Below are 22946 nucleotides of genomic sequence, written 5' to 3' on the forward strand. Positions count from 1 at the left end.
GGGGCCGGCGGACATGGCCAACCTTGTCGCGAGGCGGTGCGCCGGTCAACGCGGCAGGGAGTGCGACTCCGCGCGGCCGCGGCTGGCCGGCCTGCGTTGCTCTCCAGCCGGATCACGCCGTCATTGCAAAGCGAAGCAATGACGATTGGCCTGCTGCGGCCCGTCGAACTACGCCGCGTCGAGCCCGTAAAGCGAGTGCAGCGTCCTCACCGCGAGCTCGGTATAGGCGGCGTCGATCAGCACCGAGAACTTGATCTCGGAGGTGGTGATGGCGCGGATGTTGATGCCCTTCTCGGCGAGCGCCCGGAAGGCGCGCGCCGCGACGCCGGCATGGCTCCTCATGCCGACGCCGATGGCCGAGATCTTCACGACGTCGGTCGCGCCCTGGATGTCCTGGTAGGCGATCGTGTCGTGCTTCGATTCGAGCAGCGTCTTGGCGCGCTCGTAATCGGCCGTCGGCACGGTGAAGGTGATGTCGGTCGTCGCCTGGTCGTCGGAGACGACCTGGATGATCATGTCGACATTGATATTGGCGTCGGCGAGCGGGCCGAAGATCGCCGCGGCGACGCCGGGCTTGTCGGCGACGCGCCGGAGCGTGATCTGGGCTTCGTCGCGCGAGAACGCGATGCCGGTGACGATCTGCTGTTCCACGATGTCGTCCTCGTCGCAGATGAGGGTGCCTGGATTGGGGTTGTCTGGGTCGTCGAAGGAGGAGCGCACATAGGTCGGCACGCGCTGGACCATGGCGATCTCGACCGAGCGCACCTGCAGCACCTTCGAGCCGAGCGAGGCCATTTCCAGCATCTCCTCGAAGGAGACCTTGTCCATGCGCTTGGCCTTGGGCACGACGCGCGGGTCGGTGGTGTAGACGCCGTCGACATCGGTGTAGATGTCGCAGCGATCGGCCTTGAGGCCCGCCGCGAGCGCCACCGCGCTGGTGTCCGAGCCGCCGCGGCCGAGCGTGACGATGCGGTGGCTGCGCGGGTTGATGCCCTGGAAGCCGGAGCAGACCGCGATCTCGCGATTGCGGTCGAAGCCGGCGACGATGCCGGCGCCGTCGACGCCCTCGATCCGGGCCGCGCCATGCGCGTCCGAGCCGTAGAGCGGGATCTGCCAGCCCTGCCAGGAACGCGCCGGCAGCCCCATCTCCTGCAGCACGATCGCCATCAGCCCGGAGGTGACCTGCTCGCCCGAGGCGACGACGACGTCGTATTCCGCCGGATCGTGCAGCGGCGCCGCTTCCTTGGCCCAGGCGACGAGCTCGTTGGTTTTGCCCGACATGGCCGATACCACGACCGCGACCTCGTTGCCGGCGTCGAACTCGCGTTTGACGTGGCGGGCCGCGTTCTTGATCCGCTCGACAGTGGCGACGGAAGTGCCGCCGAATTTCATCACCAGACGGGCCATAGCGTCCAAAGGCTCTCTGCGGGCGCCCCGTCGAATGCCGGGACGAAACGTCACCCTCGCGCCGGGCGCGGGGCGGGTGTAGATGACGGGCGGTGCGGCCCGTGTCAATGCGGCCGCGGGCCGGCCGGCGCAAACGGGGAATCAAGCCATGTCAGCAGCAGCGGCACGCCAGGGTTCGACCGTCGATCCCGCCGAGGTCGCGCGCTTCGACGCCATGGCGCGGACCTGGTGGGACCCGAAAGGGCCCATGGCGGTGCTGCACAAGTTCAATCCCGTCCGGCTCGGCTTCATTCGCGACCTCGCCTGCGAGCGCTTCGGGCGCGACCCGAAATCCCTGCGCTCGCTGGAGGGGCTGAGCCTGGTCGATATCGGCTGCGGCGGCGGCGTGCTCTCGGAGCCTTTGGCGCGGCTGGGCGCCGGGGTGACCGGGCTCGACCCGGCGGCGGGCAATATCGCGGTCGCGCGCGCCCATGCCGAGAAGACAGGGCTCGCCATCGATTATCGCGAGGAGACCATCGAGGCGCTGGTCGCGGAGGGGCGCAGCTTCGATATCGTCCTCGCCATGGAGGTGGTCGAGCATGTCGCCGATGTCGAGGCCTTCGTTGCGGCCTGCTGCGCGGCGGTGAAGCCCGGCGGGCTCCTGGTGACGGCGACGCTCAACCGCACGCTGAAATCCTATGCGCTCGCCATCGTCGGCGCCGAGTACATCCTGCGCTGGCTGCCGCGCGGCACGCATGACTGGGAGAAATTCGTCACGCCCGACGAGCTCGGCGCGGCGATCGAGCGCAACGGTCTCGTGCTCGGCGAAAGCACCGGCGTCGCCTATAACCCGCTCGCGGACCGCTGGTCGCCGTCGCGCGACATGGACGTGAACTACATGCTGGCCGCGTGCCGCTCAGCCTGAAGGCGCGGGCGCTGCCGATTCCAGCCGCCGCTGCAACACATCGAGATCGTCGACGAACCACAGCGCCCGGCCGCGATTGGCCTCGTAGACGAAGTCGCGCAGCGCCTTGCTCTCGGTGCAGCGGGCCGAGATGTCGCCGATGATCGCGAGCTGCATCCGGTAGTTGACGAATTTCTGCGCGACCTCGCCGGCGAGCCGCGTGCTCAGCTGGAAGAAATCGGGGCTGAGCCGCGCGACCGGGATAGCGACCAGCGCGGCGTCCCCGTCCCAGGCCGCGCCGAGGAAGGTGCCGATATCGCGCTCGCTCTCGAGCCGCGGGCCGTCTTCGCTGCAGATCAGCACCGTCGTGCCGTGAATCGTCCTGATCATGTCCATGCGCGCAATGTCCGAACTCGGCGGCGCGGAGGCAAGCCGCTTCAGACGAAGCGCTTCATCACGCCGCCGGCGAGCAGCGCGGCGATGCCGGATGCCGCCCCGACGATCGCCATCACCATGTTGCGGTCGGCGCGCAGGACATAGCCCAGCCGCTGCCAGGCCAGCGCGCCGAGAATGGCGCCGCCGAGCAGGATGAAGGCGTTCGGGATCACGCCGAAGCCGGCATCGCGCAGGATCGCGTCGGCGATCCAGCCGAGCAGGAGCGCGCTGCCCGCGACCAGGCCGATAAAAACGATGAATTCCGCCGTCGGCATGTCCGGAAGGCCGAGCATGATCATCAGGTTGCGCATCGGGCGTTCGCTCCAGAATCGGTCGCGACAATAGCACGGCTCGCGGCGTCCTCCGATCGACGCGAAGGCCGATCGATCGCTGTGGCAGGTAGGAACCAATGCGCGGCGGGGTTGTTTTTTGCGGTGCGGTATAATTCCTTAGGGGGATGGCGCACCGCAGCATTGCGCTGCATGATCACCTCAAAGCCGTCGGACGCTCATGACGGATTATAGGGAGACGACCATGACCAAGCCGCAGCCCGCCCGGCAAAGTCCGCTCAAGGACCTCTACGAACTGAATGAGCTTCCCCCGCTCGGTCATGTCCCGGCCACCATGTATGCCTGGACGATCCGGCGCGAGCGGCACGGCCCGCCGCAGGAGAGCTTTCAGGTCGAGGTGGTGCCGACCTGGGCGATCGGCGAGGAGGAGGTGCTGCTCCTCGTGATGGCCGGCGGCGTCAACTATAACGGCATCTGGGCCGGCCTCGGCCAGCCGATCTCGCCCTTCGACGTCCACAAGGGCTCGCTCCACATCGCCGGCTCGGATTGCTCCGGCATCGTCTGGGCCGTCGGCTCCAAGGTGAAGCGCTGGAAGGTCGGCGACGAGGTCATCGTCCATTGCAACCAGGACGATGGCGACGACGAGGAATGCAATGGCGGCGACCCGATGTTCTCCTCCTCCCAGCGCATCTGGGGCTACGAGACGCCGGACGGTTCCTTCGCCCAGTTCTGCCGGGTGCAGTCGCGGCAATTGATGCTGAAGCCGAAGCATCTCTCCTGGGAGGAATCGGCCTGCTATACGCTGACGCTGGCGACCGCCTACCGCATGCTCTTCGGCCACGCCCCGCATGCGATCAAGCCAGGCGACAACGTGCTGATCTGGGGCGCCTCCGGCGGCCTCGGCGTCTTCGGCGTGCAGCTTTGCGCCGCCTCCGGCGCCAACGCGATCGGCGTGATCTCCGACGAGAGCAAGCGCGATTACGTGCTGGGGCTCGGCGCCAAGGGCGTGATCAACCGCAAGGATTTCAGCTGCTGGGGCCAGATGCCGACGGTCAATTCGCCGGAATATGCCGAATGGACCAAGGAAGCCCGCAAGTTCGGCAAGGCGATCTGGGACATCACCGGCAAGAAGGATGTCGACATCGTCTTCGAGCATCCGGGCGAGGCGACCTTCCCGGTCTCCTGCCTGGTCGCCAAGCGCGGCGGCATGATCGTGTTCTGCGCCGGCACCTCGGGCTTCAACATCACCTTCGATGCCCGCTATGTCTGGATGCGGCAGAAGCGCGTGCAGGGCTCGCATTTCGCCCATCTCAAGCAGGCGAGCGCCGCCAACCAGTTCGTGCTCGACCGCCGCATCGACCCCTGCATGTCCGAGGTCTTTCCCTGGGACAAGATCCCGCTCGCCCACCACAAGATGTGGAAGAACGAGCATGCGCCCGGCAACATGGCGGTGCTGGTCTACGCCCCGCGCACCGGCCTGCGGAATTTCGAGGACGTGGCGGAAGCGCTGGGCGGCTGAGTCTGCGTGGGCCGCTCTCGCGAGAGATCGGCCGCTGCGCAAAGGGTGAAAGCTTCTCGGCCGGCGCTCGGTTTTGGGGAGGAATTTTCATTTAACGGCTGATTTTGTGAATTATATTATTTGCCGTTGAATTGTGCGGAATGCCGATATTATAAGCAGCGCTCCGATCGATCCCGCAGGCACGGGTGCTGTGAAACTGTTCAGACCCATCCTGGCCGGCGCGACGATTTCGGAGCGCCTGATCGCCTGTGCCGGCGCCTTCATCGCGATCGCGCTGACCGCGGCGAGCGGCTTCGCCTTCCCGACCTCCTCGCCGCTGGTGATCGCGCCGATCGGCGCGTCCGCGGTGCTGATCTTCGCGGTTCCGGCGAGCCCGCTGGCGCAGCCCTGGCCCGTCATCGGCGGCAATGTCATCTCGGCCTGCATCGGGCTTGCCGTCGCCTGGGCGATCCCGAATCCCGCCCTTGCCGCGGCGCTCGCGGTCGCGCTCGCCATCGCCGTCATGTCGCTGACCCGCTCGCTCCATCCACCTGGCGGCGCCGTCGCCCTGACCGCTGCGCTCGGCGGCTCCGCTGTCGTCAAATGGGGCTATCTGTTTCCCCTGGTGCCGGTCGGTCTGGATTCGCTGGCGCTGGTCGCGCTCGGGATCGCGTTCCATGGCCTGTCGCGCCGATCCTATCCGCATCGGATCGCGTCGAGCGCGCCGAACGAGGTCACCAAGGCCCCGGTGGCGGCATTCAGTCCGGCGGATGTCGACGAGGCGCTGGCGCAGATGGGAGAGACCTTCGATATCGCTCGCGACGACCTCGACCGGTTGCTGCAATATGCGGAGGCCAATGCCGCGCGCCGCCAGGCGCGTGCGTCTTAGGGCTCAAAGCGACGCGATCGCCTCGCCCGGCTCGGCTTTCGGCGCTCGCGCGATGGCGAAGGCGGCGTTGAGTTCGGCGCCATAGAGGAAGATTGCGGCCAGCCAGTAGAGGAAGACCAGCGCGATCATCGCGGTCGCGAGCCCGGCATAGGTCGTGACATAGGCGCCGGCGAAGGAGTCGAGATACCAGCCGAAACCGAGCCCGCCGATGAGCCAGAAGGCGAGGGTGACCAGGATGCCCGGCCAGAGCGCCTCGACATGCGGCGCGCGCGCCGGCAGCAGCCGGTGCGCGACGATGAGCGCCAGCACGATCAGCACGGTCGCGCCCACCACCCGCAGGAAGCCGAGCAGGATCGCCAGCGGCGCCAGCGCCGGCGCGAAACCGATCAGCCAGCGCAGGATCAGCGGACCGAGGACGACAAGGAAGGCGAAGGCGAGCATGAAGACCGCGCCGCCGACGACGTAGAGAATCGATTCCAGCCGCGTATGCCACCAGGCCCGCCATTCATAGGCCTCATAGGCGCGGTTTAGCCCGATCCGCAGCGCCTCGACGCCGGAGGAGGCGAAATACAGCGCCAGGATCGCGCCGAAGGTCAGCACGTCGCCGCGCACCGCGGTCAGCACCGAGCGCACCTCGCGCGCGATCGGCACGGCGATCTCGCGGGGCCAGGCCTCCAGCAGCAGCGCCGTCGCCTCGTCGGCGGCCTGCTGCGTGCCGAACACGCCGCCGAGCGCCGTCACCACGATCAGGAACGGAAACAGCGACATCAGCACCGAGAGCGCGATGTGGCTGGCGATAGCCCAGGAATCATGGGCGACGAAGCGCTCGAAGGCGAGGGCGGGGATGCGAAGCAGCGACATGGACCGATTGTGCGGTGCCGGCCCGAGCGAGGGCAAGCCCGGCCGTCCCTTCTCCCCTTGTGGGAGAAGGTGGCGCGCAGCGCCGGATGAGGGGTCGCGCGACATCTCCGTCATGCTCGCCCCTGTGGCGAGCATCCACGCCTTGAACGCTGATGCGGGGCAAAGACGTGGATGGTCGGGACAAGCCCGACCATGACGCGGAAAGGTCGGCGCAACCCCTCATCCGTCTCGGCTTCGCCGAGCCACCTTCCCCCGCACATGCCCTCACGGCGTCGGCGGGCGGCGACAACTGCCATCAACCGGCCTATCAGGCGGATAGAAAGCCGGTTCCATGCTCGATTCAGCCCTGTTCCTGCGGCTCATGCCGCTGCTCTTCACCCTGCTCTGGTCGAGCGGCTGGGTCGTGGCCGGCTATTCGGCGCGCTATGCCGATCCGCTGACCTTCCTCGTCATGCGCTATGCCTGCGCCGGGCTGCTTCTCGCCGCGCTCGCCTTCGCCGTCGGTGCGCCCTGGCCCAAGGGCCGGCGCGCCATCGCCGATGCCATCGTCACCGGCATCCTGCTGCACGCGATCTATCTCGGCGGCGTCTGGTGGGCCGTGCGCCATGGCCTTCCGGCCGGCATCTCGGGCCTGATCGCCGGCCTGCAGCCGGTGCTGACCGCGCTGTTCTCGCCCGTTCTGGTCGGGGAGCGCATCTCGCCGGTGCGCTGGGCCGGCATCCTGTGCGGCTTCGTCGGCATCGCACTGGTGCTCGAGCCGAAGCTCGTCGGCGTCGACCCCGTCGCGCTCGCCGGCATCCTCCTGCCGATCGCGATCAACATCATCGCCATGCTCGCGGTGACGCTCGGCTCCTTCTACCAGAAGGCGCGCATCGTCTCGGGCGACCTGCGCACCGTCACGACCTGGCAATATCTCGCCGCCTTCACCGTGACGCTGCCCTTCGCCTATGCGCTCGAGCCGATGCGGATCGAGTGGAACCTGACCATGGTCCTGGTTCTGGCCTGGTCGGTGCTGGCGCTCTCGCTCGGCGGCATCGGGCTCTATCTCTGGCTGATCCGCCGCGGCGAGGTCTCGCGCACCGCGACCTTCCTGTTCTTGGTGCCGCCGGCGGTGGCGGTCGAGGCCTGGATCCTGTTCGGCGAGACGCTGAGCCCGCTTCAGCTGGTCGGCATGGCGGTCGCGGTCCTCGGCGTCGTGCTCGCCAGTCGCAAATGAGATCGTCATTGCGAGCGTAGCGACGCAATCCAGGGGCGGCAGCGCGAGCCCTCCTGGATTGCTTCGTCGGCTGCGCCTCCTCGCAATGACGCTTCTCCTCCGAAAGACGGCTTTCGTAATCCGCGCATTCTCCCTTATGCTGCGTCGCAACAAAAGGGAGAGAAGCCATGAGCGCCAACGCCGCCCGCAGCCCGCAGATGCCCCAGACCGCCGTCGCGCTGATCGGCGCCGCCCTGCCGGGTTTCGAGACGCTGCTGGAGCAGGCCGTCGCCGCGGTGCGCCAGAAGGTGCTGGTCGACGGCAAGATCTCCACCGCGAAGCTCGAGGCCGAGCAGCACGCCGCCCATGGCCTGTCCTGGCTCGCGACCTATGTCATGGCGCTGCGCGAGATGAAGGCCTATGGCGAGCGCCTCCAGGCCGAGGATCGTTACGGCGCGATCGAGGATGGCGCGCTGCGCGTCGGCGCCGGCGAATACGCCGCCCAGATCTTCGGCGGCATCCCGATGAGCCAGGGCGAGATCGTCCGGCTGCCCGCGCTCGGCCTTTCGGCCAAGGCGGTCGCTGCCGCGCAGGGCGAGGCGGCCCAGGCGCTGATCACTGAGGGCAACACGCCGGAGAACCGCGCCCGCCTCGTCGCGCTCTTCAGCCAGAGCGATGGGCAGGGCAGCGTCGGTGATCCCGGCCTCGACGAGACCCTCGAAGCGATCCGCACCGAGATGCGCCGCTTCTGCGCCGCGGAGGTGACGCCGCACGCGCATGAATGGCACCTTGCCAACGACTACATCCCGATGCCCGTCGTCGAGAAGATGGCCGAGCTCGGCGTCTTCGGCCTGACCATCCCCGAGGAGTTCGGCGGCATGGGCCTGTCGAAGGTCTCGATGTGCGTCGTCTCCGAGGAGCTCTCGCGCGGCTATATCGGCGTCGGCTCTCTCGGCACCCGCTCCGAGATCGCGGCCGAGCTGATCCTCTGTGGCGGCACGCCCGAGCAGAAGGCGCATTGGCTGCCGAAGATCGCCTCGGGCGAGACGCTGCCGACGGCGGTCTTCACCGAGCCCAATACCGGCTCCGACCTCGCCTCGCTGCGCACCAAGGCCGTGCGCGAGGGAGACGTCTTCAAGGTCCATGGCAACAAGACCTGGATCACCCATCCCGTCCGCGCCGACATCATGACGCTGCTCGTGCGCACCGATCCCGAGGCGCCGGGCTATCGCGGCCTATCCATGCTGATCGCCGAGAAGCCGCGCGGCACGGACGAAGAGCCGTTCCCGGTCGAGGGGCTGACCGGCGGCGAGATCGAGGTGCTCGGCTATCGCGGCATGAAGGAATACGAGCTCGCCTTCGACGGTTTCGAGGTCAAGGCGGAAAACCTGCTCGGCGGCGTCGAGGGCCAGGGCTTCAAGCAGCTCATGCAGACTTTCGAGGCGGCCCGCATCCAGACCGCGGCGCGCGCCATCGGCGTGGCGCAATCGGCCTTCGATCTGGGATTGCGTTACGCGCAGGAAAGAACCCAGTTCGGCAAGAAGCTGATCGCCTTCCCGCGTGTCGCCGACAAGCTCGCGATGATGGCGGCCGAGATCCTGATCGCCCGCCAGCTCACCTATTTCGCCGCGCGCGAAAAAGACGCCGAGCGCCGCTGCGACCTCGAGGCCGGCATGGCCAAGCTCCTGGGTGCCCGCGTCGCCTGGGCGGCGGCCGACAACGCGCTGCAGATCCACGGCGGCAACGGTTTTGCGCTCGAATACCCGATCAGCCGCGTGCTCTGCGACGCCCGCATCCTGAACATCTTCGAGGGCGCGGCGGAGATCCAGGCGCAGGTGATCGCGCGAAGGCTGGTGGAGGGATGAAGGCGGCTTCGGCCTTCTGCCCGCGCCATCACGGCTGCTGTCGTAATTTGCCCCCGATTTCCTTGGCGAGGCTCGCATAGAGCGCGTTGCCGGGCTCGAGCCGAATGGCCTGAGCGACGTCGGCAGCGCCTTGCTTCAGGTTGCCGTTCTGCGCATGGGCCGCGCCCCGATAGGCCCAGGCCGTGGCCATTTTCGGATCGAGCGAGATCGCGCGGTCGAGATCTTCGATGGCCCGCGCGTATTCGTCCTTCATGAAGTAGACGAAGCCCCGACTTTGCCAAATGGCGGCGCGATCAGGAACAAGCTTGCCCGCGCGCCCGAAATTCTCGATCGCGTCGTCGAGCTCGCCGAGTTCGGACTGGGCCAGGCCGCGATTGTACCAGGCCGTGCCGAGTCCGGGATTGGCGGCCAGGGCCGCATCATAGTCGGCGACCGCGCGTTGCGGATTGTCGCTTCGGTAGAAGAGCAGGCCGCGATCGTTCAACAGCACCGCGAGATCATGACCGCTGAAGCGCTTCGAATCGATCAGCCGCGTGCAGGCGTCGATCGCAGCTTGCCCGGTGGATTTGTGGCAGAGCGCGTCATCGCTGGAAGGCGCCACTGTCTGCGCGCCGAGGCCGGACTGGCCGACAAGCATGATTCCGACGATGAGCAGAGCCGCGAAATTGGCGCGGCTTTCGGAAAAACGGGCGCCGGGCTGGCGTCGCAGCGCCCGCAGGACGCCGAAGATCGCGGCGCCGATGAGATAGAAAATCAGGACGGCCCCCAGGAGCTCGCCAACCGCAGTGCCCCAGTTGCCGTCGCTGGCTGCCTGGGCCCACCGTTTGGCGTTCAGGACAAGCGTGAGCGCGAGAAGGATCAGCAATGACAGCGATTGCGGCATAACATCTCTCGTTTCATGGTCGCCGGCCCATTCCGCTCGAAAGTCGAGTCCACCCTTCAGCGCTGCTCGGGGCAGACGCATTGTCGCTCCTCTTTGGCGTACGCTAGCGCCCCTCCTCGCATGGTCCAACTGGCCCCTTCGGTGCCGTCAACGGTTTTGCGCTCGAATACCCGATCAGCCCCGTGCTTTGCGACGCCCGCATCCTGAACATCTTCGAGGGCGCGGCGGAGATCCAAGCGCAGGTGATCGCGCGGCGGCTGGTGGAGGGGTGAGTCAGCCGAACTCGACTGCGTCCTCGCCGATCAGCAGGTCGCGGATCGTCCTGGGGACGGGAAAGCCGTAGCCGCGGCCGGGTTTCTCCCAGCGGAGACGACCTGAGCGGTGATAATCGCTCGTGTAAAGATCGGTACCGATGGCCCGGAGAGCCAGGAGCATCGCCTGGGTCGAGTCGATGCCATAGCCAAATCCCAGCCGAGCCTCGCCGGGCCAGTCGATCTTGTAGGCGCAACTCCAATCGACCTCGCCCTTTTGCGGAGATTCGACCACGATGCGGACCTGGGCATCTCCCTCTGAGGAAGCGTAGGTCAGCAGCCTTTCGAGCACGGCCATTCTTCTTTGACCATATTCACGAACGAAAGAGCAAAATCGTCAAGCTGAGGTATCTGTAGGCTACGAAGATGATCAGCGAACTCTAACGATTCTTCTTTACGTCCCATCAAATAGAGGCAGGCGGCGACGCGTTGTGGATAGCCTCCGAGTATGGGGATTCGGGTTTTGAGTTCTGGCAATAGCGCTTCGTATCCCGCTAGAGATCGCGCGTAGGGAACGCCAAACTCCAGGTAGAGCGTCGCAAGTCGCTCGGCCTGCTGCGATATCGAGCAACCGCGCGAGAAGGTGGTAACCGCAGTTCCATCGGTCAGACCGCTCAAAGGGCCGCCATAGGTGCATTGCGCTCGATTGTAATTGATCGCGTACTTGCCTGTAGTTAGTCGACTCCACAGTTTCTCGATATTGACAGCGTGAACGCCGACCTGAGGGTAGATCTTGATGCAGTCTGGCTGCATTTCCGAAGCAAGTCCGACCCAGCAATGAAAACCATCGAGAAAAGGGTAGTCCACGTCTCGCTTGCGATACCGAGTAAAGCCATTGGCAACAAGCGCATCTCGGCAGCCCTCCACCACTTCATCACGGTATGTAGAATCGCAAACTTGCATGTTTCCCTCAGCAGAATTCCGTTTTGGTATTGGGGCCGATCATGATCAATTAGTCATGCGCTGCGCGTGATTTTTTTCATGGAATCGCTAGAGAGACCATCCGATGTGGCCTTTCCCGGCTCGAATTGTCGATGATGAAACCGTTGCCTGGCAACTCGGTGTTTTCGAGTGGTTCATCCGCAATCTGGTCGATGGCCATACGATGCCCGATTCGACCCTGGTGGTTCCTGGTCGCGGGCATTTCGTAGCTGATGGGGAGCGTGGTCATGCGCTGGCGCAGCGCATGTTTGACCAGATCAGGAGCTATGCCCGAGTAGATTGCGCGATTGATCTAGTCCAGCAGCCGCCGCGGCGCGGATCGATCGTCAACGATCGCGTCGCATTGCTCCATGATAAGCCCGAGCCGCTCGGCACATGTCGCATGCTCCCGACGGGCGTATTCGAAATCTCCTATGATGCCGATCTACTCAAAGACCATGAGAACCTGATTTCGACTCTCGTGCACGAGTTGGCGCATGTGCTCGTTCCGCCTAGCTCCGAATTGCCAGTGGGCGAGGACGAATATGAGTTCTTGATCGACCTCTGCACTGCGTTCCTCGGTTTCGGCGTGTTTCTATCCAACACCAGCGCCGAACGTATTAGTGATGGCGCATGGAGCTGGTGGCGCGGTGGCGGCTATCTGCCTGTGAACGACCGCGTCATGGCGACGGCTCTTTTTGTCGCGCTGAAAGACGGCTTTGATGATCGTGTGACGGCGCTGACATATTTGCGGCCTGAGCTGCGCGGCACATTCAAAAAAGCTATGCGCCAACTCGCTCGCTTTAAGAGTGAAATCGCCCGGCTCCGAGCGCTCGACCGTGAATGCGCCGATGCTCACGAGAAGAGCGAGCAGTTGGAGAAGGAGGGTACAGCCCGACCCGCCGTGACTTTTGAACCCCTTTCCCTGAGCATGGCGCTGAACATCCAGATGCAGCCGGTGCAGACTGGCGTCGTCATCGATGTCGGACCCGCGCAGCCCGTGTCATCTTTGTCTGGATTTTTGAAAATGGATTCGGAGCAGAGCGCGAATCCTGCCGAGGCACGATAGCGACTACCCCCTCAACCGATACTTCGCAAACCCCTCGCCGGCATCGCCGGCGGCCTCGGCCTTCAGCCCTTCCGGCAGCTTGCCGGCTGCCGCCGGCGAGGTCGTAAAGGTGACGTTCACGCTGTCGGGCAGCGGCGCCAGCGCCCAATTGCCGTCGGCCTTGGGCTCGATCGTCTTCTTCGCGATGATGTAGCGCACGATCACGTCGCGGTTGAGGTCTGGCGCCTCCAGCACCACGGTCGTCTTGGTGCCGGGGAAATTGCCGCCGCCCGAGGCACGGTAATTGTTGGTGGCGACGATGAACTCGGCCTGCTCGTCGATCGGCCTGCCGCCGAAGGCGAGGTCGACGATGCGATGCGCGTCGGGCGCCTTGAGCGCGCCATTGCCGTCATAGCGCGAGGCTTGCGTGACATCGATCCTGTAGGTCACGCCGTCGATCACGTCGAAATTGAAGGCCGGGAAACCGGGATCGATCAGCGGCTGCTCCTCGGTCCTGGCCGGATCGATGCGGTTGAAGATGCCGGCCGAACGCTCGAGCCATTCGCGCAGCTGCGCGCCGCTGACTTTCACAACCTGCACGGTGTTGGGATAGAGATAGATGTCGGCGACGTTCTTGATCGCGATCGGCCCGGCCGGGATGTCGGTATAGAAGCCCGGGCCGGCGCGCCCGCCAGACTTGAACGGCGCGGCGGCCGAGAGCACCGGCAGCGCCTTCCACTGCGTCTGCGCCATCAGCCCCTTCACATAGGCGGTCTGCGCTTCGGCCACGATCTGCACGGACGGGTCGTCGGCCACCAGCGCGAAATAGCTGTTGATCGGCGAGGCGGTGGCGCCGACCGGCTCGCGCATATAGACCAGCGTCGCCTCGTGGTCGGCCTTCACCGTGGCGAGTACGGCGGGCTCGGCACTGGCCTTGGGCACGATCTTGCGGTCGGCGCCGCGCTCGTAGATCGGCCGCGGCTCGACCTTGAATTCCGCGATCCGCCAGCGCCCGTCGCGCCGCTCGAGGTCGAGATCGACGATGCCGAGATGCGAGCCCCAGAAACCGGGCTGGCAGGCCGGCTTGCCGTGGAGCGAGCCCGCCTTGTTGTCGACGCCCTCGATGCCGTCAAAAGCCTTGCCGCCGGGGAAGACGAGATGCTGATGGCCGGTCAGGATGACGTCGATGCCGTCGAGCTTCGCCAGATGCAGGGCGGCGTTCTCCTCCATGCCCTTGCGCGCCCCGCCCGCGATGCCGGAATGGCAGAGCGCGACGATGAGGTCGGGCGCGGCCTTCAGCAGGTCCGGCAGATGCTTGCGGGCGGCCTCGACGATGTCGGTCGCCGCGAGCCTGCCGTCGAGATTGGCTTTGTCCCATTGCATGATCTGCGGCGGCACGAAGCCGATCACGCCGATCTTGAGGACATGCTTTTGCCCGGCCTCGTCCTCGAAACTCTGGTCGAGCACGATCCAGGGGTCGATCAGCGGCGTGCCCTCGACCTTCGCGACATTGGCGCAGACCAGCGGGAACTCGGCCCTGGCCAGTCCGTTCTCGAGGAATTCCAGCCCGTAATTGAACTCGTGATTGCCGAGCGTGCCGCAGGCATAGGGCAGGGCGTTCATGGCGGCGAGCATCGGGTGCGTCTCGCCGGGCTTCAGCCCCTTCTTGTAGGCGATGAAATCGCCGAGCGACGAGCCCTGCAGGAAGTCGCCATTGTCGAAGAGCAGGCTGTTCTTCGCTTCGGCCTGCGCCGCCCTGATCAGGCTCGCGGTCTTGGCGAGACCGACCGTGTCGTCGGCGGCATCGCGGAAATAGTCATAGGGCACGACATTGACGTGGAGATCCGTCGTCTCCAGCACGCGTAGCTTCAGCTTGGCGGGGGCCTGCGCAGCGAGCCCCGCGGGCAGGGCCGTGCTTGCCGCGATGACGGCGCCGGCCTTCAGGGTCTCACGGCGGTTGAAACGGGTTTCGCGTGCCATGGCCTGCTCCTGCTCTCGTCAGCCGCGACAGAAGGCTAGCACTGCGGCACGACCGTGACACGGGGGAAGATGACGGCGCCTTCCGTCATTGCGAGCGTAAGCGAAGCAATCCAGGAGGGCTCGCTGGCCGGCCCCTGGATTGCTTCGTCGCTTTGCTCCTCGCAATGACGGCTCAGGCGGAGCGGCTCACGCCCTCCATCCGCACGCGCCCGTCCGCCCCTTCCGTCCAGGTGGCGATGGCGCCGTCCGGCAGCCGCTTCGCCTTCACCAGGAAGGGGGCGCCGGCGATCAGCGGCGCGATGCCGCGATAATCCAGCCGGATCGGCCCGCCGCCCGAGAGCGTCGCGATGATGTTGAGCATCAGCGTCGCCTGGATCGGCCCATGTACGACGAGACCGGCATAGCCTTCCTCGGCCGTGACATAGGGCTCGTCGTAATGGATGCGGTGGCTGTTGAAGGTGATCGCCGAATAGCGGAACAGGAAGACCGGCGAGCTGCCGACCTCCCAGGTCAGGTCGGCGGGGCGCGGCGCTTCCGCCGGCGGGGCAGCGGGTGGGGCTGTGCCCGGCGTCGCCGCCTCGCGATAGACGATGTCATGGCGCTCGCGCAGTGCGACGCCACGCTCCGTGACCAGCTCGTGCTCGACCGCGACGAAGCAGAGCGGGCCGCTACGGCCCTGCTTCCAGGCGATGTCGCCGATTTTCGAGCGGCGCGTGACATGGTCTCCGGTGCGCAGCGGCGCGACGGTCTCGATCCGCCCGCCCGCCCACATCCGGCGCGGCAGCGCGACCGGCGGCAGGAATTCGCCCTTGGCGGCATGCCCGTCCGCCCCGATCGCGGCCATCGGCGCGATCGGCGGCGCGAGGCACCAGTGCAGAGCGAGCGGCGCCTCGCCCTCGGCATGGGGCGCCAGATGCGGCGCGAAGGTCGCCTCGAAGGATTGCACCAGGCGCGGCGTGATCAGGTCGGAGGCTTCCTGCGAGCGGCCGATCCAGGATTTGAGGCGCTCGATATCCGTGCTCATTTCAATACGATCTCGGCATGCCGAGCACATGCTCGGCGAGATAGGACAGGATCAGGTTGGTCGAGATCGGCGCGACCTGGTAGAGCCGCGTCTCGCGGAATTTTCGCTCGATGTCGTATTCCTCGGCGAAGCCGAAGCCGCCATGCGTCTGGATGCAGGCATTGGCCGCCTCGAAGGAGGCGTCGGCTGCCAGCAGCTTCGCCATGTTGGCTTCCGCACCCGGGTTCTCGCCCGCCTCGTAGAGTCGGATCGCCTCGCGCACCATCAACTCGGCGGCGCGCATATTGGCGTAGGCCCGCGCGATCGGGAACTGGATGCCCTGGTTCTGGCCGATCGGCCGGCCGAAGACCTTCCGCTCCTTGGCATAGCTCGACGCCTTCTCGATGAACCATTTCGCATCGCCGACGCATTCGGCCGCGATCAGGATGCGCTCGGCATTCATGCCCGAGAGGATGTAGCGAAAGCCCTTGCCCTCCTCGCCGACCAGGTTCTGCGCAGGCACCCTGACATTGTCGAAGAAGACCTCGGTGGTGGCGTGGTTCATCATCGTCCGGATCGGCCGGATGCTGAGCCCGGCATCGAGCGCCTCGCGCATGTCGAGGATGAAGACCGAGAGTCCGTCCGTGCGCTTGGCGACCTGCTCGCGCGGCGTGGTCCGCGCCAGCAGGAGCATCAGGTCGGATTGCGCGGCCCGGCTCGTCCAGATCTTCTGGCCGTTGACGACGTAATGCTCGCCCTCGCGCCGGGCGGTCGTGCGCAGCGCCGTGGTGTCGGTGCCGCTGGTCGGCTCGGTGACGCCGAAGGCCTGCAGCCTGAGCTCGCCCGAGGCGATCTTCGGCAGGTAGCGTTGCTTCTGCTCCTGCGAGCCGTGCCGCAGCACCGTGCCCATCACATACATCTGCGCGTGGCAGGCGCCGCCATTGCAGCCCTGGCGCTGGATCTCCTCCATGATCGCGGCGGCGGCCGAGAGCGGCAGGCCGGCCCCGCCGAACTCTTCCGGGATCAGCGCCGAGAGGAAGCCGCTCTCGGTCAGGGCCGAGACGAACTCGGCCGGATAGGCCATCTCGCGGTCGAGCTTGCGCCAGTATTCGCCTGGGAAATCCGCGCACAGCCTTGCGACGGCGTCGCGGATCTCGGTGTGGGGAGTGTCGTGCATCGGGTTCGCCATGTCGCTGCGCTCGTCTCGCTCAGGCCGAGCGCGCGGAGGCGGCCTTCGGCGCGAACTCGGCCCGCAGCGCCGCTTCATGCTCGCCCAGTGTCGGCACGCGCCGCATCAACGCCCGTTCGCCGTCGACGATCGCCGGCGGCGCCAGCACCTCGATCGGGCCGGCGGGCGTCTCGACTGAGAGCGTCGTCGCGGCCTGGTGGGTGATCAGGTCGCCCACGCTGGAGACGGTGCCATAAGCGATGGCTGCCTTGTCGAGCGCGGCGGTGACGTCGGCGAAATGGCGCGCGATCAGGATGGTCTGGATCGCGGCGTCGAGCGCCGAACGCTCGCGCACGCGCAGCACGTTGCTGGCGAAGCGCGGATCATCGGCGAGCGCCTCGTCCTGCAACACCTCGCGCGCCAAGACCTGCCATTCGCGCTCGCTCTGGACGGCGAGCAGCAGATTGCCGTCGGCGAGCTCGAACACGCCATAGGGCGCGATCGAGGGATGGGCGAGGCCGAGCCGCGGCGGCTCGATGCCGCCATAGCGCCGCGTCAGATACGGCACGTTCATCAGGTCGGCGATGGTGTCGAACAGCGAGAGCGCGATCGCCGAGCCCTTGCCGGTGCTGGCGCGCCGGAGCAGGGCCTCCAGGATCGCGGCATAGGCGGCGTTGCCGGTGGCGATGTCGGCGATCGATACGCCGATCCGCGTCGGGCCGGAGCTCTCGTTGCCGGTGATCGAGGAGAGGCCGGCCTCGGCCTGGATCAGCAGGTCATAGGCCTTGCGGGTGTAATGCGGCGTGCCCGGCGCATAGCCGGAGACGTCGCAGGTGATCAGGCGCGGATGGCGCTCGCGCAGCGTAGCGCTGCCGATGCCGAGGCGCCCGGTCGCGCCCGGCGCGAGGTTCTGGATGAAGACATCGGCCCTGGCCAGCATCGCCTCGACCATGGCGAGGTCGCCGGGCTGCTTCAGGTCGACCCGGCAGGATTCCTTGCCGCGGTTGATCCAGACGAAATAGGAGGACAGGCCGTTGGCGTAGTCGTCATAGCCGCGCGAGAAATCGCCCTCGGCGCGCTCCAGCTTGATGACGCGCGCCCCGGCATCAGCCAGCCGGCAGGTCGCGACCGGCACGGCCACGGCCTGTTCCAGCGCCACGACCAGGATTCCTTCGAGAGCATTCGTCATCAAATGTGGCCGGGATCTTCGTTGCTGACAGACTGGCCCAAACTCAGCCCTCATCCCGAGGAGCCGCTTGAGCGGTGTCTCGAAGGATGCTCCAGCACGCACTGGAACATCCTTCGAGACGCGATCTGCGATCGCTTCTCAGGATGAGGGCTCGGATTGGCCCCATTCGCGACAGACGGGCAACTCCTGCGCCGCCAAGTCAAATAGTCTTTTGCGATGGCCGCCATAGCGCAGCCTTGCCGGCTGGCTGCATCGGCGGACTATAGAAATTCGATATGCCGGCGGCCTGACGGCGAGTTCGCTGGAAGCTGCGGGTCTGCATTGATACAGGGAGCAAAGGCGTCATCCCGGCGCTCCGCTTTGGTACGGCCGGGATGACGCGCGCTTTTCGCCAGACGGTAAGCTATCCAATCGGAGACCAGCATGACTCAACACTTCATCAATGGCCGCCATGTCGCTGGCCGCACGGGCGAAACCATGGCGGTGCTCGCGCCGGCGACCGGCGAGGAGTTCACCCGCATCGCCTGCGGCACGGCCGAGGATGTCGACGACGCGGTCAAGACTGCGCGCGCCGCCTATGAGGGCGCCTGGGGCAGGCTGACGGCGGCCGAGCGTGGCCGGCTGATCTCGAAGCTCGCGCTCAAGGTGCAGGACCATTTCGACGAGTTGGCGCAGATCGAGGCGCAGGACACCGGCAAGCCCATGGCGCAGGCGAAGGCCGACATCGACGCGACGGCGCGCTATTTCGAGTTCTATGGCGGGGCCGCCGACAAGGTCCACGGCCATGTCATTCCCTTCATGAACGGCTACAGCGTCAGCGTCGTCCACGAACCGCACGGCGTCACCGGCCATATCCTGCCCTGGAACTATCCGGCGCAGATGTTCGGCCGCTCGCTGACGGCCGCACTCGCCATGGGCAACGCGGTGGTGCTGAAGCCGGCCGAGGAGGCCTGCCAGACCGCGCTCCGCCTCGCCGTGCTCGCGGCCGAGGTCGGCTTCCCCGATGGCGCGATCAACATCGTCACCGGCCGCGGCCATGAGGCGGGCGCCGCACTCTCGGCCCATCCCGGCATCGGCTTCATGTCCTTCACCGGCTCGCCCGAGGTCGGCAAGATGGTGCAGAAGGCCTGCGCTGAGAACTTGATCGCCTGCACGTTGGAGCTCGGCGGCAAGTCGCCCCAGATCGTCTTTGACGACGCCGATTTCGACGCGGCTGTGCCGATCGTCTGCAAGGCGATCGTGCAGAATACCGGGCAGACCTGCTCGGCCGGCAGCCGCGTGCTCGTCCAGAAGAATGTCTATGACGAGTTCGTCGGCGCGGTCGCCAAACAGTTCTCGAAGCTGCGCGCCGGCACGCCGGAGATGGACCTCGATTGCGGCCCGGTGATCAACGCCAAGCAGCGCGGCCGGGTGCAGAGCTTCGTCGACCAGGCGCGCGAGCAGGGCATCCCGGTCCTCGCCGAGGGCCAGATCGCGCAGGGCGTGCCCAATGGCGGGTTCTACGTGACGCCGACGCTGTTCGGCCCGGTGCCGCGCGGCAACCGGCTGGAGCAGGAGGAGGTGTTCGGGCCAGTGCTCTCGGCCTTCCCCTTCGAGGATGAGAGCGATGCCATCAGCCTCGCCAATTCCACGCCTTACGGCCTCGTCGCCGGAATCTGGACCGGCAATGGCGGGCGCCAGCAGCGCGTCGCCAAGGGCGTGCGCTCGGGACAGGTCTTCATCAACGGCTACGGCGCCGGCGGCGGCATCGAACTGCCCTTTGGCGGCACCGGCAAGAGCGGCCATGGCCGCGAGAAGGGCTTTGTCGCGCTGGAGGAATTCGCCGTCACCAAGACCATCGTGCACAAGCACGGGTGAGCGCGACGCGTCATGCTCGGGCTTGACCCGAGCATCTCGTGAAGGAGGGGCTCCTCAGAAAGAGAGCCTCGTCCGGCCTGAGATTCTCGGGCCTGCGCGAAGTTTATTCTTGGGCCGGCCAAAGGCCGGACCCGAGGGCTCCGCCCGAGAATGACGCGTGGGCAGCCTTCGCCCTCAGCCGTCCTTCACGCGCGCCGGCCACTCTGCGGTGACGCCTGGCTGGACCGGGCGCTCGAGATAGGTCGACAGCACGACATAGCTGCGCGTCGCCTTCACCCCGGGCGTGTCGTAGAGCCGGGCGAGCAGGCCTTCGAGCGCATGCGTGCTCTGCGTCCTGACCTTCAGCAGCATGCAGGTGTCGCCCGCGACGGAATGGATCTCCTCGACCTCGGGATGGGCTTCGATCGCCATCAGAGCCGCGGTCTTGCCCCAGCCGGTGGTGTCGACATGGACGAAGGCGAGCAGCGTCTTGCCGGTGGCCTCCGGCTCGATCAGCGCGGCGATCCGCCGGATCGCGCCGGAGCGCCGCAGCCGCTTCACCCGCTCATGCGCCGCCGGCGGCGAAAGGCCGACGCGCTCCCCGAGCTCCGCATAGCTCGTGGTCGCATCCTCGACGAGAACGCCTAACAGCTTTCGGTCCATGGCATCGAGCTCCCGCTCCGGGCCGCGTCCGCGCCGAACCCCATCTGTTTTTTCAAGCATTCGATGATCCTCGATTGAACCTGAATGTCATTCGCTCATTATGGGATAATGACGAATATAGATCAAATCGCCTCCGCCCCGAGCCGGATCCCCGCGGCTGCCTATGCTCTGTGCCTGTGCGTCGGCCTGATCGGCGCCAACTCGCTGGCGCTGGGGCCGATCGCGCCGCGCGTGGCGGAGAGCTTCGGCTGCGACGTGCCGGCGGTGATGTCGGCCTCGGCGGCCTTCGGCATCGGGACGGCGGCGAGCGCCCTGTTGCTCGCCGGGCTGATCGACCGGTTCGGGCCGGGCCGCGTCCTGCGCCTGGCTCTGCTCGTCTTCATCGCCGCACTCGGGGCGAGCGCCATGGCGCCGGTCCTGTCGGCCTTCATCGCCGCGCAGCTCCTGGCGGGCCTCGCGGCCGGCCTTGCGCTGCCCGCGATCTACACGCTCGCCGCCCTCGCATCGCCGGCCGGCCGCGAGAGCGATACTTTGGGCGTCGTGCTCTTCGGCTGGACGCTCAGCATGGTCGCGGGCGTCTCCCTCTCGGCCGTGATCGCCGACCTGCTCGGCTGGCGTATGGTCTATGCCATCGTTGTCTTCGCCGGCCTTGCCGCCGTTGCCGGCACCACGGCGCTGACGGCGGGCGGCGCAGCATCGGCGGGGAGGGCGCAATCGCCGCTTTCGGCGCTGCGCGTGCCGGGGATCGCGCTGCTGCTTTGCGCCTGCGCCGCCTTCATGGCTGCGTTCTATGGCGTCTACGCCTATGTCGGCGATCACCTGCACCGCGCGCTCGGCCTGCCGGTAAGCGCCGGCGGCCTGCTGGCGCTGTGCTACGGTCTCGGCTTCGGCGCGACGGTTGTCCTCGACCGCTGGATCGACCGGCTCGGCCCGGCCCGGCTGCTGCCGGCCTTCTTCATGGCGGTCTGCGGCGTCTACCTGCTGATGGCTGCGGCCGCTGCCTCCTATGCCGCGCTGCTGGCCGTCGTCTTCGGCTGGGGCATGGCCAACCATGCGGCGCTGAACGCGCTGATCGTCCGGCTCGCGGCGCTCGATCCGGCTCGCCGCGGCGCGATCATGGGTCTCAATAGCGGCGTGACCTATCTGGCGCTCTTCATTGGAACGACCGGCTTCGGACCGCTCTATGCCCGCTCGGATTTCGCGACGCTGGCCTTGCTGGCGGCCGCCCTGACGCTGGCGGCGGCTCTCGCCGCCGCGCTGGCGCCTCGGCCGGCGACGGCGTCATTGCGAGCGTAAGCGAAGCAATCCAGGGGCTCACGCAAGCTCCTGGATTGCTTCGTCGCTATCGCTTCTCGCAATGACGGAGGAGCATCCCATACTCACATCATGATCACGTGCCGGATCGTCCGCCCTTCGGCCAGCGCATCGAACCCTTCGTTGATCTCGTCGAGGCCGCTGGTGCTGGTCAGTAGCTTGTCGACCGGCAGCTTGCCGCGAAGGTAGAGATCGATGAAGCGCGGAATGTCGCGGACGGGAATGCAACTTCCGACATAGGAGCCCTTCAGCGTCCGCTCCTCGCCGACGAGCCGGACCGGGGCCAGCGACAGCGTATGGGCAGGGTTGGCGAGGCCGGCGGTGGTGGTCGTGCCGCCGCGCCGGGTGATCTGGTAGGCGAGGTCGAGCGCCTTGACCGAGCCCGCCATCTCCAGCCCGTGGTCGACGCCGCCCTTGGTCGCGGCGCGGATCGCCTCGACGACATTCGCGTCGCCGGCATTGAACGTATCGGTCGCGCCGAGATCGCGGGCGATCCTGAGCTTGTCCTCCGACAGATCGACCGCGATGACCCGCGAGGCGCCGCAGGCGGCCGCGCCGAGCAGGGCGCTCAAGCCCACGCCGCCGAGTCCGACCACAGCCACGGTCTCGCCGGCCCGCACCTTGGCCGTGTTCACCGCCGCGCCGACGCCGGTCAGCACCGCGCAGCCGAACAGCGCCGCGATCTCGTGCGGGATGTCGGCCTCGATCTTGACCAGCGAGTGGCGCGAGATCACCGCATGCTCGGCAAAGGCCGAGACGCCGACATGGTGGTTCACGGCCTTGCCGTTCGCCGAGAGCCGCCGCCCGCCGCCGAGCAACTCACCGACGCCATTGGCGGCGTTGCCGGGCTCGCAGAGGGCAGGGCGCCCCTCGCTGCACGGTGCGCAATGCCCGCAGGAGGGCACGAAGACCATGATGACGCGATCGCCCTTCTTGAGGTCCTGCACGCCGGGGCCGGGCTCGACCACCTCGCCCGCGGCCTCATGGCCGAGCACCATCGGCACCGGGCGCGGCCGGTTGCCGTCGATCACGGACAGGTCGGAGTGGCACAGGCCCGCGGCGCGGACCCTGACCAGCACCTCGCCCGGGCCGGGCGGGGCGAGCTCGACCTCCTCGATGGCGAGCGGCTTCGTCTGCGCATAGGGTGCGGCGACGGGGCTGGCATTCAGGACGGCGGCGCGGATCTTCACGGCGTTTCCTCGGTCACGATTGTTCTTCGCTGATGTCTACCTAAGCCCTCATCCTGAGGAGCCGCGTCAGCGGCGTCTCGAAGGATGGTCCAGAGAGCACTGGAGCATCCTTCGAGA

At 66.8% G+C, this 22946-nt stretch carries 21 protein-coding genes and 1 pseudogene; 9 read left to right on the forward strand and 13 right to left on the reverse strand.

Going from position 1 to position 22946, the window contains the following annotated elements:
* Positions 1-168 precede the first annotated feature (168 nt).
* Positions 169-1407: an aspartate kinase gene (locus ACTIF2_RS19285; RefSeq protein WP_439498730.1), complete on the reverse strand. Its 1239-nt coding sequence runs from the start codon at positions 1405-1407 to the stop codon at positions 169-171.
* A 148-nt stretch (positions 1408-1555) separates the two neighbouring features.
* Between ACTIF2_RS19285 and ubiG the strand changes: the two genes are divergently transcribed.
* Entirely contained in the window at positions 1556-2311 is a 756-nt protein-coding gene (gene ubiG / locus ACTIF2_RS19290; protein WP_439498731.1) for a bifunctional 2-polyprenyl-6-hydroxyphenol methylase/3-demethylubiquinol 3-O-methyltransferase UbiG, read from the forward strand.
* On the opposite strand, the gene ACTIF2_RS19295 is transcribed toward ubiG, so the two are convergent.
* Complete coding sequence (locus tag ACTIF2_RS19295; protein ID WP_439498732.1) at positions 2303-2686, reverse strand: DUF4180 domain-containing protein; 384 nt, start codon at positions 2684-2686, stop codon at positions 2303-2305. The genes ubiG and ACTIF2_RS19295 overlap by 9 nt on opposite strands.
* Positions 2687-2727: 41 nt before the next feature.
* Entirely contained in the window at positions 2728-3036 is a 309-nt protein-coding gene (locus tag ACTIF2_RS19300) for a hypothetical protein (RefSeq protein ID WP_439498733.1), read from the reverse strand.
* A 223-nt stretch (positions 3037-3259) separates the two neighbouring features.
* Between ACTIF2_RS19300 and ccrA the strand changes: the two genes are divergently transcribed.
* Both ccrA and ACTIF2_RS19310 read left to right on the forward strand, forming a co-directional pair.
* On the forward strand, positions 3260-4534 hold the full coding sequence (gene ccrA / locus ACTIF2_RS19305; protein WP_439498734.1) for a crotonyl-CoA carboxylase/reductase: 1275 nt from the start codon (positions 3260-3262) through the stop codon (positions 4532-4534).
* Positions 4535-4724: 190 nt separating this feature from the next.
* Positions 4725-5402, forward strand: a complete 678-nt coding sequence (locus ACTIF2_RS19310) for an HPP family protein (RefSeq protein ID WP_439498735.1) — start codon at positions 4725-4727, stop codon at positions 5400-5402.
* Positions 5403-5405: 3 nt separating this feature from the next.
* On the opposite strand, the gene ACTIF2_RS19315 is transcribed toward ACTIF2_RS19310, so the two are convergent.
* Complete coding sequence (locus ACTIF2_RS19315) at positions 5406-6263, reverse strand: YihY/virulence factor BrkB family protein (protein WP_439498736.1); 858 nt, start codon at positions 6261-6263, stop codon at positions 5406-5408.
* Between the two features lie 331 nt (positions 6264-6594).
* On the opposite strand from ACTIF2_RS19315, the gene ACTIF2_RS19320 reads away from it, so the two are divergent.
* On the forward strand, positions 6595-7479 hold the full coding sequence (locus ACTIF2_RS19320; RefSeq protein WP_439498737.1) for a DMT family transporter: 885 nt from the start codon (positions 6595-6597) through the stop codon (positions 7477-7479).
* Positions 7480-7646: 167 nt separating this feature from the next.
* Entirely contained in the window at positions 7647-9323 is a 1677-nt protein-coding gene (locus ACTIF2_RS19325; protein ID WP_439498738.1) for an acyl-CoA dehydrogenase family protein, read from the forward strand.
* A gap of 28 nt (positions 9324-9351) precedes the next feature.
* On the opposite strand, the gene ACTIF2_RS19330 is transcribed toward ACTIF2_RS19325, so the two are convergent.
* Positions 9352-10206 (reverse strand): tetratricopeptide repeat protein, encoded by an 855-nt coding sequence (locus ACTIF2_RS19330; RefSeq protein WP_439498739.1) that lies wholly within the window; start codon positions 10204-10206, stop codon positions 9352-9354.
* A 149-nt stretch (positions 10207-10355) separates the two neighbouring features.
* Here ACTIF2_RS19330 and ACTIF2_RS19335 point away from each other — a divergent pair.
* Positions 10356-10478 (forward strand): annotated as a pseudogene (locus tag ACTIF2_RS19335) (acyl-CoA dehydrogenase family protein); the annotation flags it as partial.
* A 1-nt stretch (position 10479) separates the two neighbouring features.
* Here ACTIF2_RS19335 and ACTIF2_RS19340 read toward each other — a convergent pair.
* Together ACTIF2_RS19340 and ACTIF2_RS19345 are read right to left on the reverse strand one after the other, a co-directional pair.
* Positions 10480-10815 (reverse strand): DUF6968 family protein, encoded by a 336-nt coding sequence (locus ACTIF2_RS19340; protein WP_439498740.1) that lies wholly within the window; start codon positions 10813-10815, stop codon positions 10480-10482.
* The gene (locus tag ACTIF2_RS19345; protein ID WP_439498741.1) at positions 10791-11420 is read right to left on the reverse strand and encodes a hypothetical protein; all 630 of its coding nucleotides are present in this window, start codon (positions 11418-11420) and stop codon (positions 10791-10793) included. The genes ACTIF2_RS19340 and ACTIF2_RS19345 overlap by 25 nt, the downstream gene beginning before the upstream one ends.
* Before the next feature lie 103 nt (positions 11421-11523).
* Here ACTIF2_RS19345 and ACTIF2_RS19350 point away from each other — a divergent pair, with 103 nt between their 5' ends.
* Positions 11524-12507 (forward strand): hypothetical protein, encoded by a 984-nt coding sequence (locus ACTIF2_RS19350; RefSeq protein WP_439498742.1) that lies wholly within the window; start codon positions 11524-11526, stop codon positions 12505-12507.
* A gap of 3 nt (positions 12508-12510) precedes the next feature.
* Here ACTIF2_RS19350 and ACTIF2_RS19355 read toward each other — a convergent pair whose 3' ends face one another.
* The 4 genes from ACTIF2_RS19355 to ACTIF2_RS19370 all read right to left on the reverse strand — a co-directional run bounded on the left by ACTIF2_RS19355 (position 12511) and on the right by ACTIF2_RS19370 (position 17826).
* On the reverse strand, positions 12511-14466 hold the full coding sequence (locus tag ACTIF2_RS19355) for a bifunctional 2',3'-cyclic-nucleotide 2'-phosphodiesterase/3'-nucleotidase (RefSeq protein ID WP_439498743.1): 1956 nt from the start codon (positions 14464-14466) through the stop codon (positions 12511-12513).
* 172 nt (positions 14467-14638) lie between these two features.
* The gene (locus ACTIF2_RS19360) at positions 14639-15490 is read right to left on the reverse strand and encodes an HTD2 family dehydratase (protein WP_439498744.1); all 852 of its coding nucleotides are present in this window, start codon (positions 15488-15490) and stop codon (positions 14639-14641) included.
* Position 15491: 1 nt separating this feature from the next.
* Positions 15492-16658 carry an acyl-CoA dehydrogenase family protein gene (locus tag ACTIF2_RS19365; protein ID WP_439498745.1) on the reverse strand — a complete coding sequence of 389 codons (1167 nt, stop codon included), beginning with the start codon at positions 16656-16658 and terminating at the stop codon, positions 15492-15494.
* Between the two features lie 19 nt (positions 16659-16677).
* Positions 16678-17826, reverse strand: coding sequence for a CaiB/BaiF CoA transferase family protein (locus ACTIF2_RS19370; RefSeq protein WP_439498746.1), 1149 nt, complete (start codon positions 17824-17826; stop codon positions 16678-16680).
* 423 nt (positions 17827-18249) lie between these two features.
* Between ACTIF2_RS19370 and ACTIF2_RS19375 the strand changes: the two genes are divergently transcribed.
* The gene (locus ACTIF2_RS19375) at positions 18250-19683 is read left to right on the forward strand and encodes an aldehyde dehydrogenase family protein (protein WP_439498747.1); all 1434 of its coding nucleotides are present in this window, start codon (positions 18250-18252) and stop codon (positions 19681-19683) included.
* A gap of 174 nt (positions 19684-19857) precedes the next feature.
* Here ACTIF2_RS19375 and ACTIF2_RS19380 read toward each other — a convergent pair whose 3' ends face one another.
* Positions 19858-20385 (reverse strand): Lrp/AsnC family transcriptional regulator, encoded by a 528-nt coding sequence (locus ACTIF2_RS19380; RefSeq protein WP_439498748.1) that lies wholly within the window; start codon positions 20383-20385, stop codon positions 19858-19860.
* 48 nt (positions 20386-20433) lie between these two features.
* Here ACTIF2_RS19380 and ACTIF2_RS19385 point away from each other — a divergent pair, with 48 nt between their 5' ends.
* Positions 20434-21621, forward strand: a complete 1188-nt coding sequence (locus ACTIF2_RS19385) for an MFS transporter (protein ID WP_439498749.1) — start codon at positions 20434-20436, stop codon at positions 21619-21621.
* A gap of 83 nt (positions 21622-21704) precedes the next feature.
* Here ACTIF2_RS19385 and ACTIF2_RS19390 read toward each other — a convergent pair whose 3' ends face one another.
* Positions 21705-22829, reverse strand: a complete 1125-nt coding sequence (locus ACTIF2_RS19390; protein ID WP_439498750.1) for a zinc-dependent alcohol dehydrogenase family protein — start codon at positions 22827-22829, stop codon at positions 21705-21707.
* Positions 22830-22946 lie beyond the last annotated feature (117 nt).

The organism is Allobosea sp. (assembly GCF_051860145.1).
Taxonomy (GTDB): domain Bacteria; phylum Pseudomonadota; class Alphaproteobacteria; order Rhizobiales; family Beijerinckiaceae; genus Allobosea.

What these genes read in the sequence shown, in the direction of transcription:
- ACTIF2_RS19285 (WP_439498730.1), bottom strand. Translation starts at nt 1,407, where the DNA reads ATGGCCCGTCTGGTGATGAAATTCGGCGGCACTTCCGTCGCCACTGTC.
- ubiG (WP_439498731.1), top strand. Translation starts at nt 1,556, where the DNA reads ATGTCAGCAGCAGCGGCACGCCAGGGTTCGACCGTCGATCCCGCCGAG.
- ACTIF2_RS19295 (WP_439498732.1), bottom strand. Translation starts at nt 2,686, where the DNA reads ATGGACATGATCAGGACGATTCACGGCACGACGGTGCTGATCTGCAGC.
- ACTIF2_RS19300 (WP_439498733.1), bottom strand. Translation starts at nt 3,036, where the DNA reads ATGCGCAACCTGATGATCATGCTCGGCCTTCCGGACATGCCGACGGCG.
- ccrA (WP_439498734.1), top strand. Translation starts at nt 3,260, where the DNA reads ATGACCAAGCCGCAGCCCGCCCGGCAAAGTCCGCTCAAGGACCTCTAC.
- ACTIF2_RS19315 (WP_439498736.1), bottom strand. Translation starts at nt 6,263, where the DNA reads ATGTCGCTGCTTCGCATCCCCGCCCTCGCCTTCGAGCGCTTCGTCGCC.
- ACTIF2_RS19320 (WP_439498737.1), top strand. Translation starts at nt 6,595, where the DNA reads ATGCTCGATTCAGCCCTGTTCCTGCGGCTCATGCCGCTGCTCTTCACC.
- ACTIF2_RS19325 (WP_439498738.1), top strand. Translation starts at nt 7,647, where the DNA reads ATGAGCGCCAACGCCGCCCGCAGCCCGCAGATGCCCCAGACCGCCGTC.
- ACTIF2_RS19330 (WP_439498739.1), bottom strand. Translation starts at nt 10,206, where the DNA reads ATGCCGCAATCGCTGTCATTGCTGATCCTTCTCGCGCTCACGCTTGTC.
- ACTIF2_RS19340 (WP_439498740.1), bottom strand. Translation starts at nt 10,815, where the DNA reads ATGGCCGTGCTCGAAAGGCTGCTGACCTACGCTTCCTCAGAGGGAGAT.
- ACTIF2_RS19345 (WP_439498741.1), bottom strand. Translation starts at nt 11,420, where the DNA reads ATGCAAGTTTGCGATTCTACATACCGTGATGAAGTGGTGGAGGGCTGC.
- ACTIF2_RS19350 (WP_439498742.1), top strand. Translation starts at nt 11,524, where the DNA reads ATGTGGCCTTTCCCGGCTCGAATTGTCGATGATGAAACCGTTGCCTGG.
- ACTIF2_RS19355 (WP_439498743.1), bottom strand. Translation starts at nt 14,466, where the DNA reads ATGGCACGCGAAACCCGTTTCAACCGCCGTGAGACCCTGAAGGCCGGC.
- ACTIF2_RS19360 (WP_439498744.1), bottom strand. Translation starts at nt 15,490, where the DNA reads ATGAGCACGGATATCGAGCGCCTCAAATCCTGGATCGGCCGCTCGCAG.
- ACTIF2_RS19365 (WP_439498745.1), bottom strand. Translation starts at nt 16,658, where the DNA reads ATGGCGAACCCGATGCACGACACTCCCCACACCGAGATCCGCGACGCC.
- ACTIF2_RS19370 (WP_439498746.1), bottom strand. Translation starts at nt 17,826, where the DNA reads ATGACGAATGCTCTCGAAGGAATCCTGGTCGTGGCGCTGGAACAGGCC.
- ACTIF2_RS19375 (WP_439498747.1), top strand. Translation starts at nt 18,250, where the DNA reads ATGACTCAACACTTCATCAATGGCCGCCATGTCGCTGGCCGCACGGGC.
- ACTIF2_RS19380 (WP_439498748.1), bottom strand. Translation starts at nt 20,385, where the DNA reads ATGCTTGAAAAAACAGATGGGGTTCGGCGCGGACGCGGCCCGGAGCGG.
- ACTIF2_RS19385 (WP_439498749.1), top strand. Translation starts at nt 20,434, where the DNA reads ATGACGAATATAGATCAAATCGCCTCCGCCCCGAGCCGGATCCCCGCG.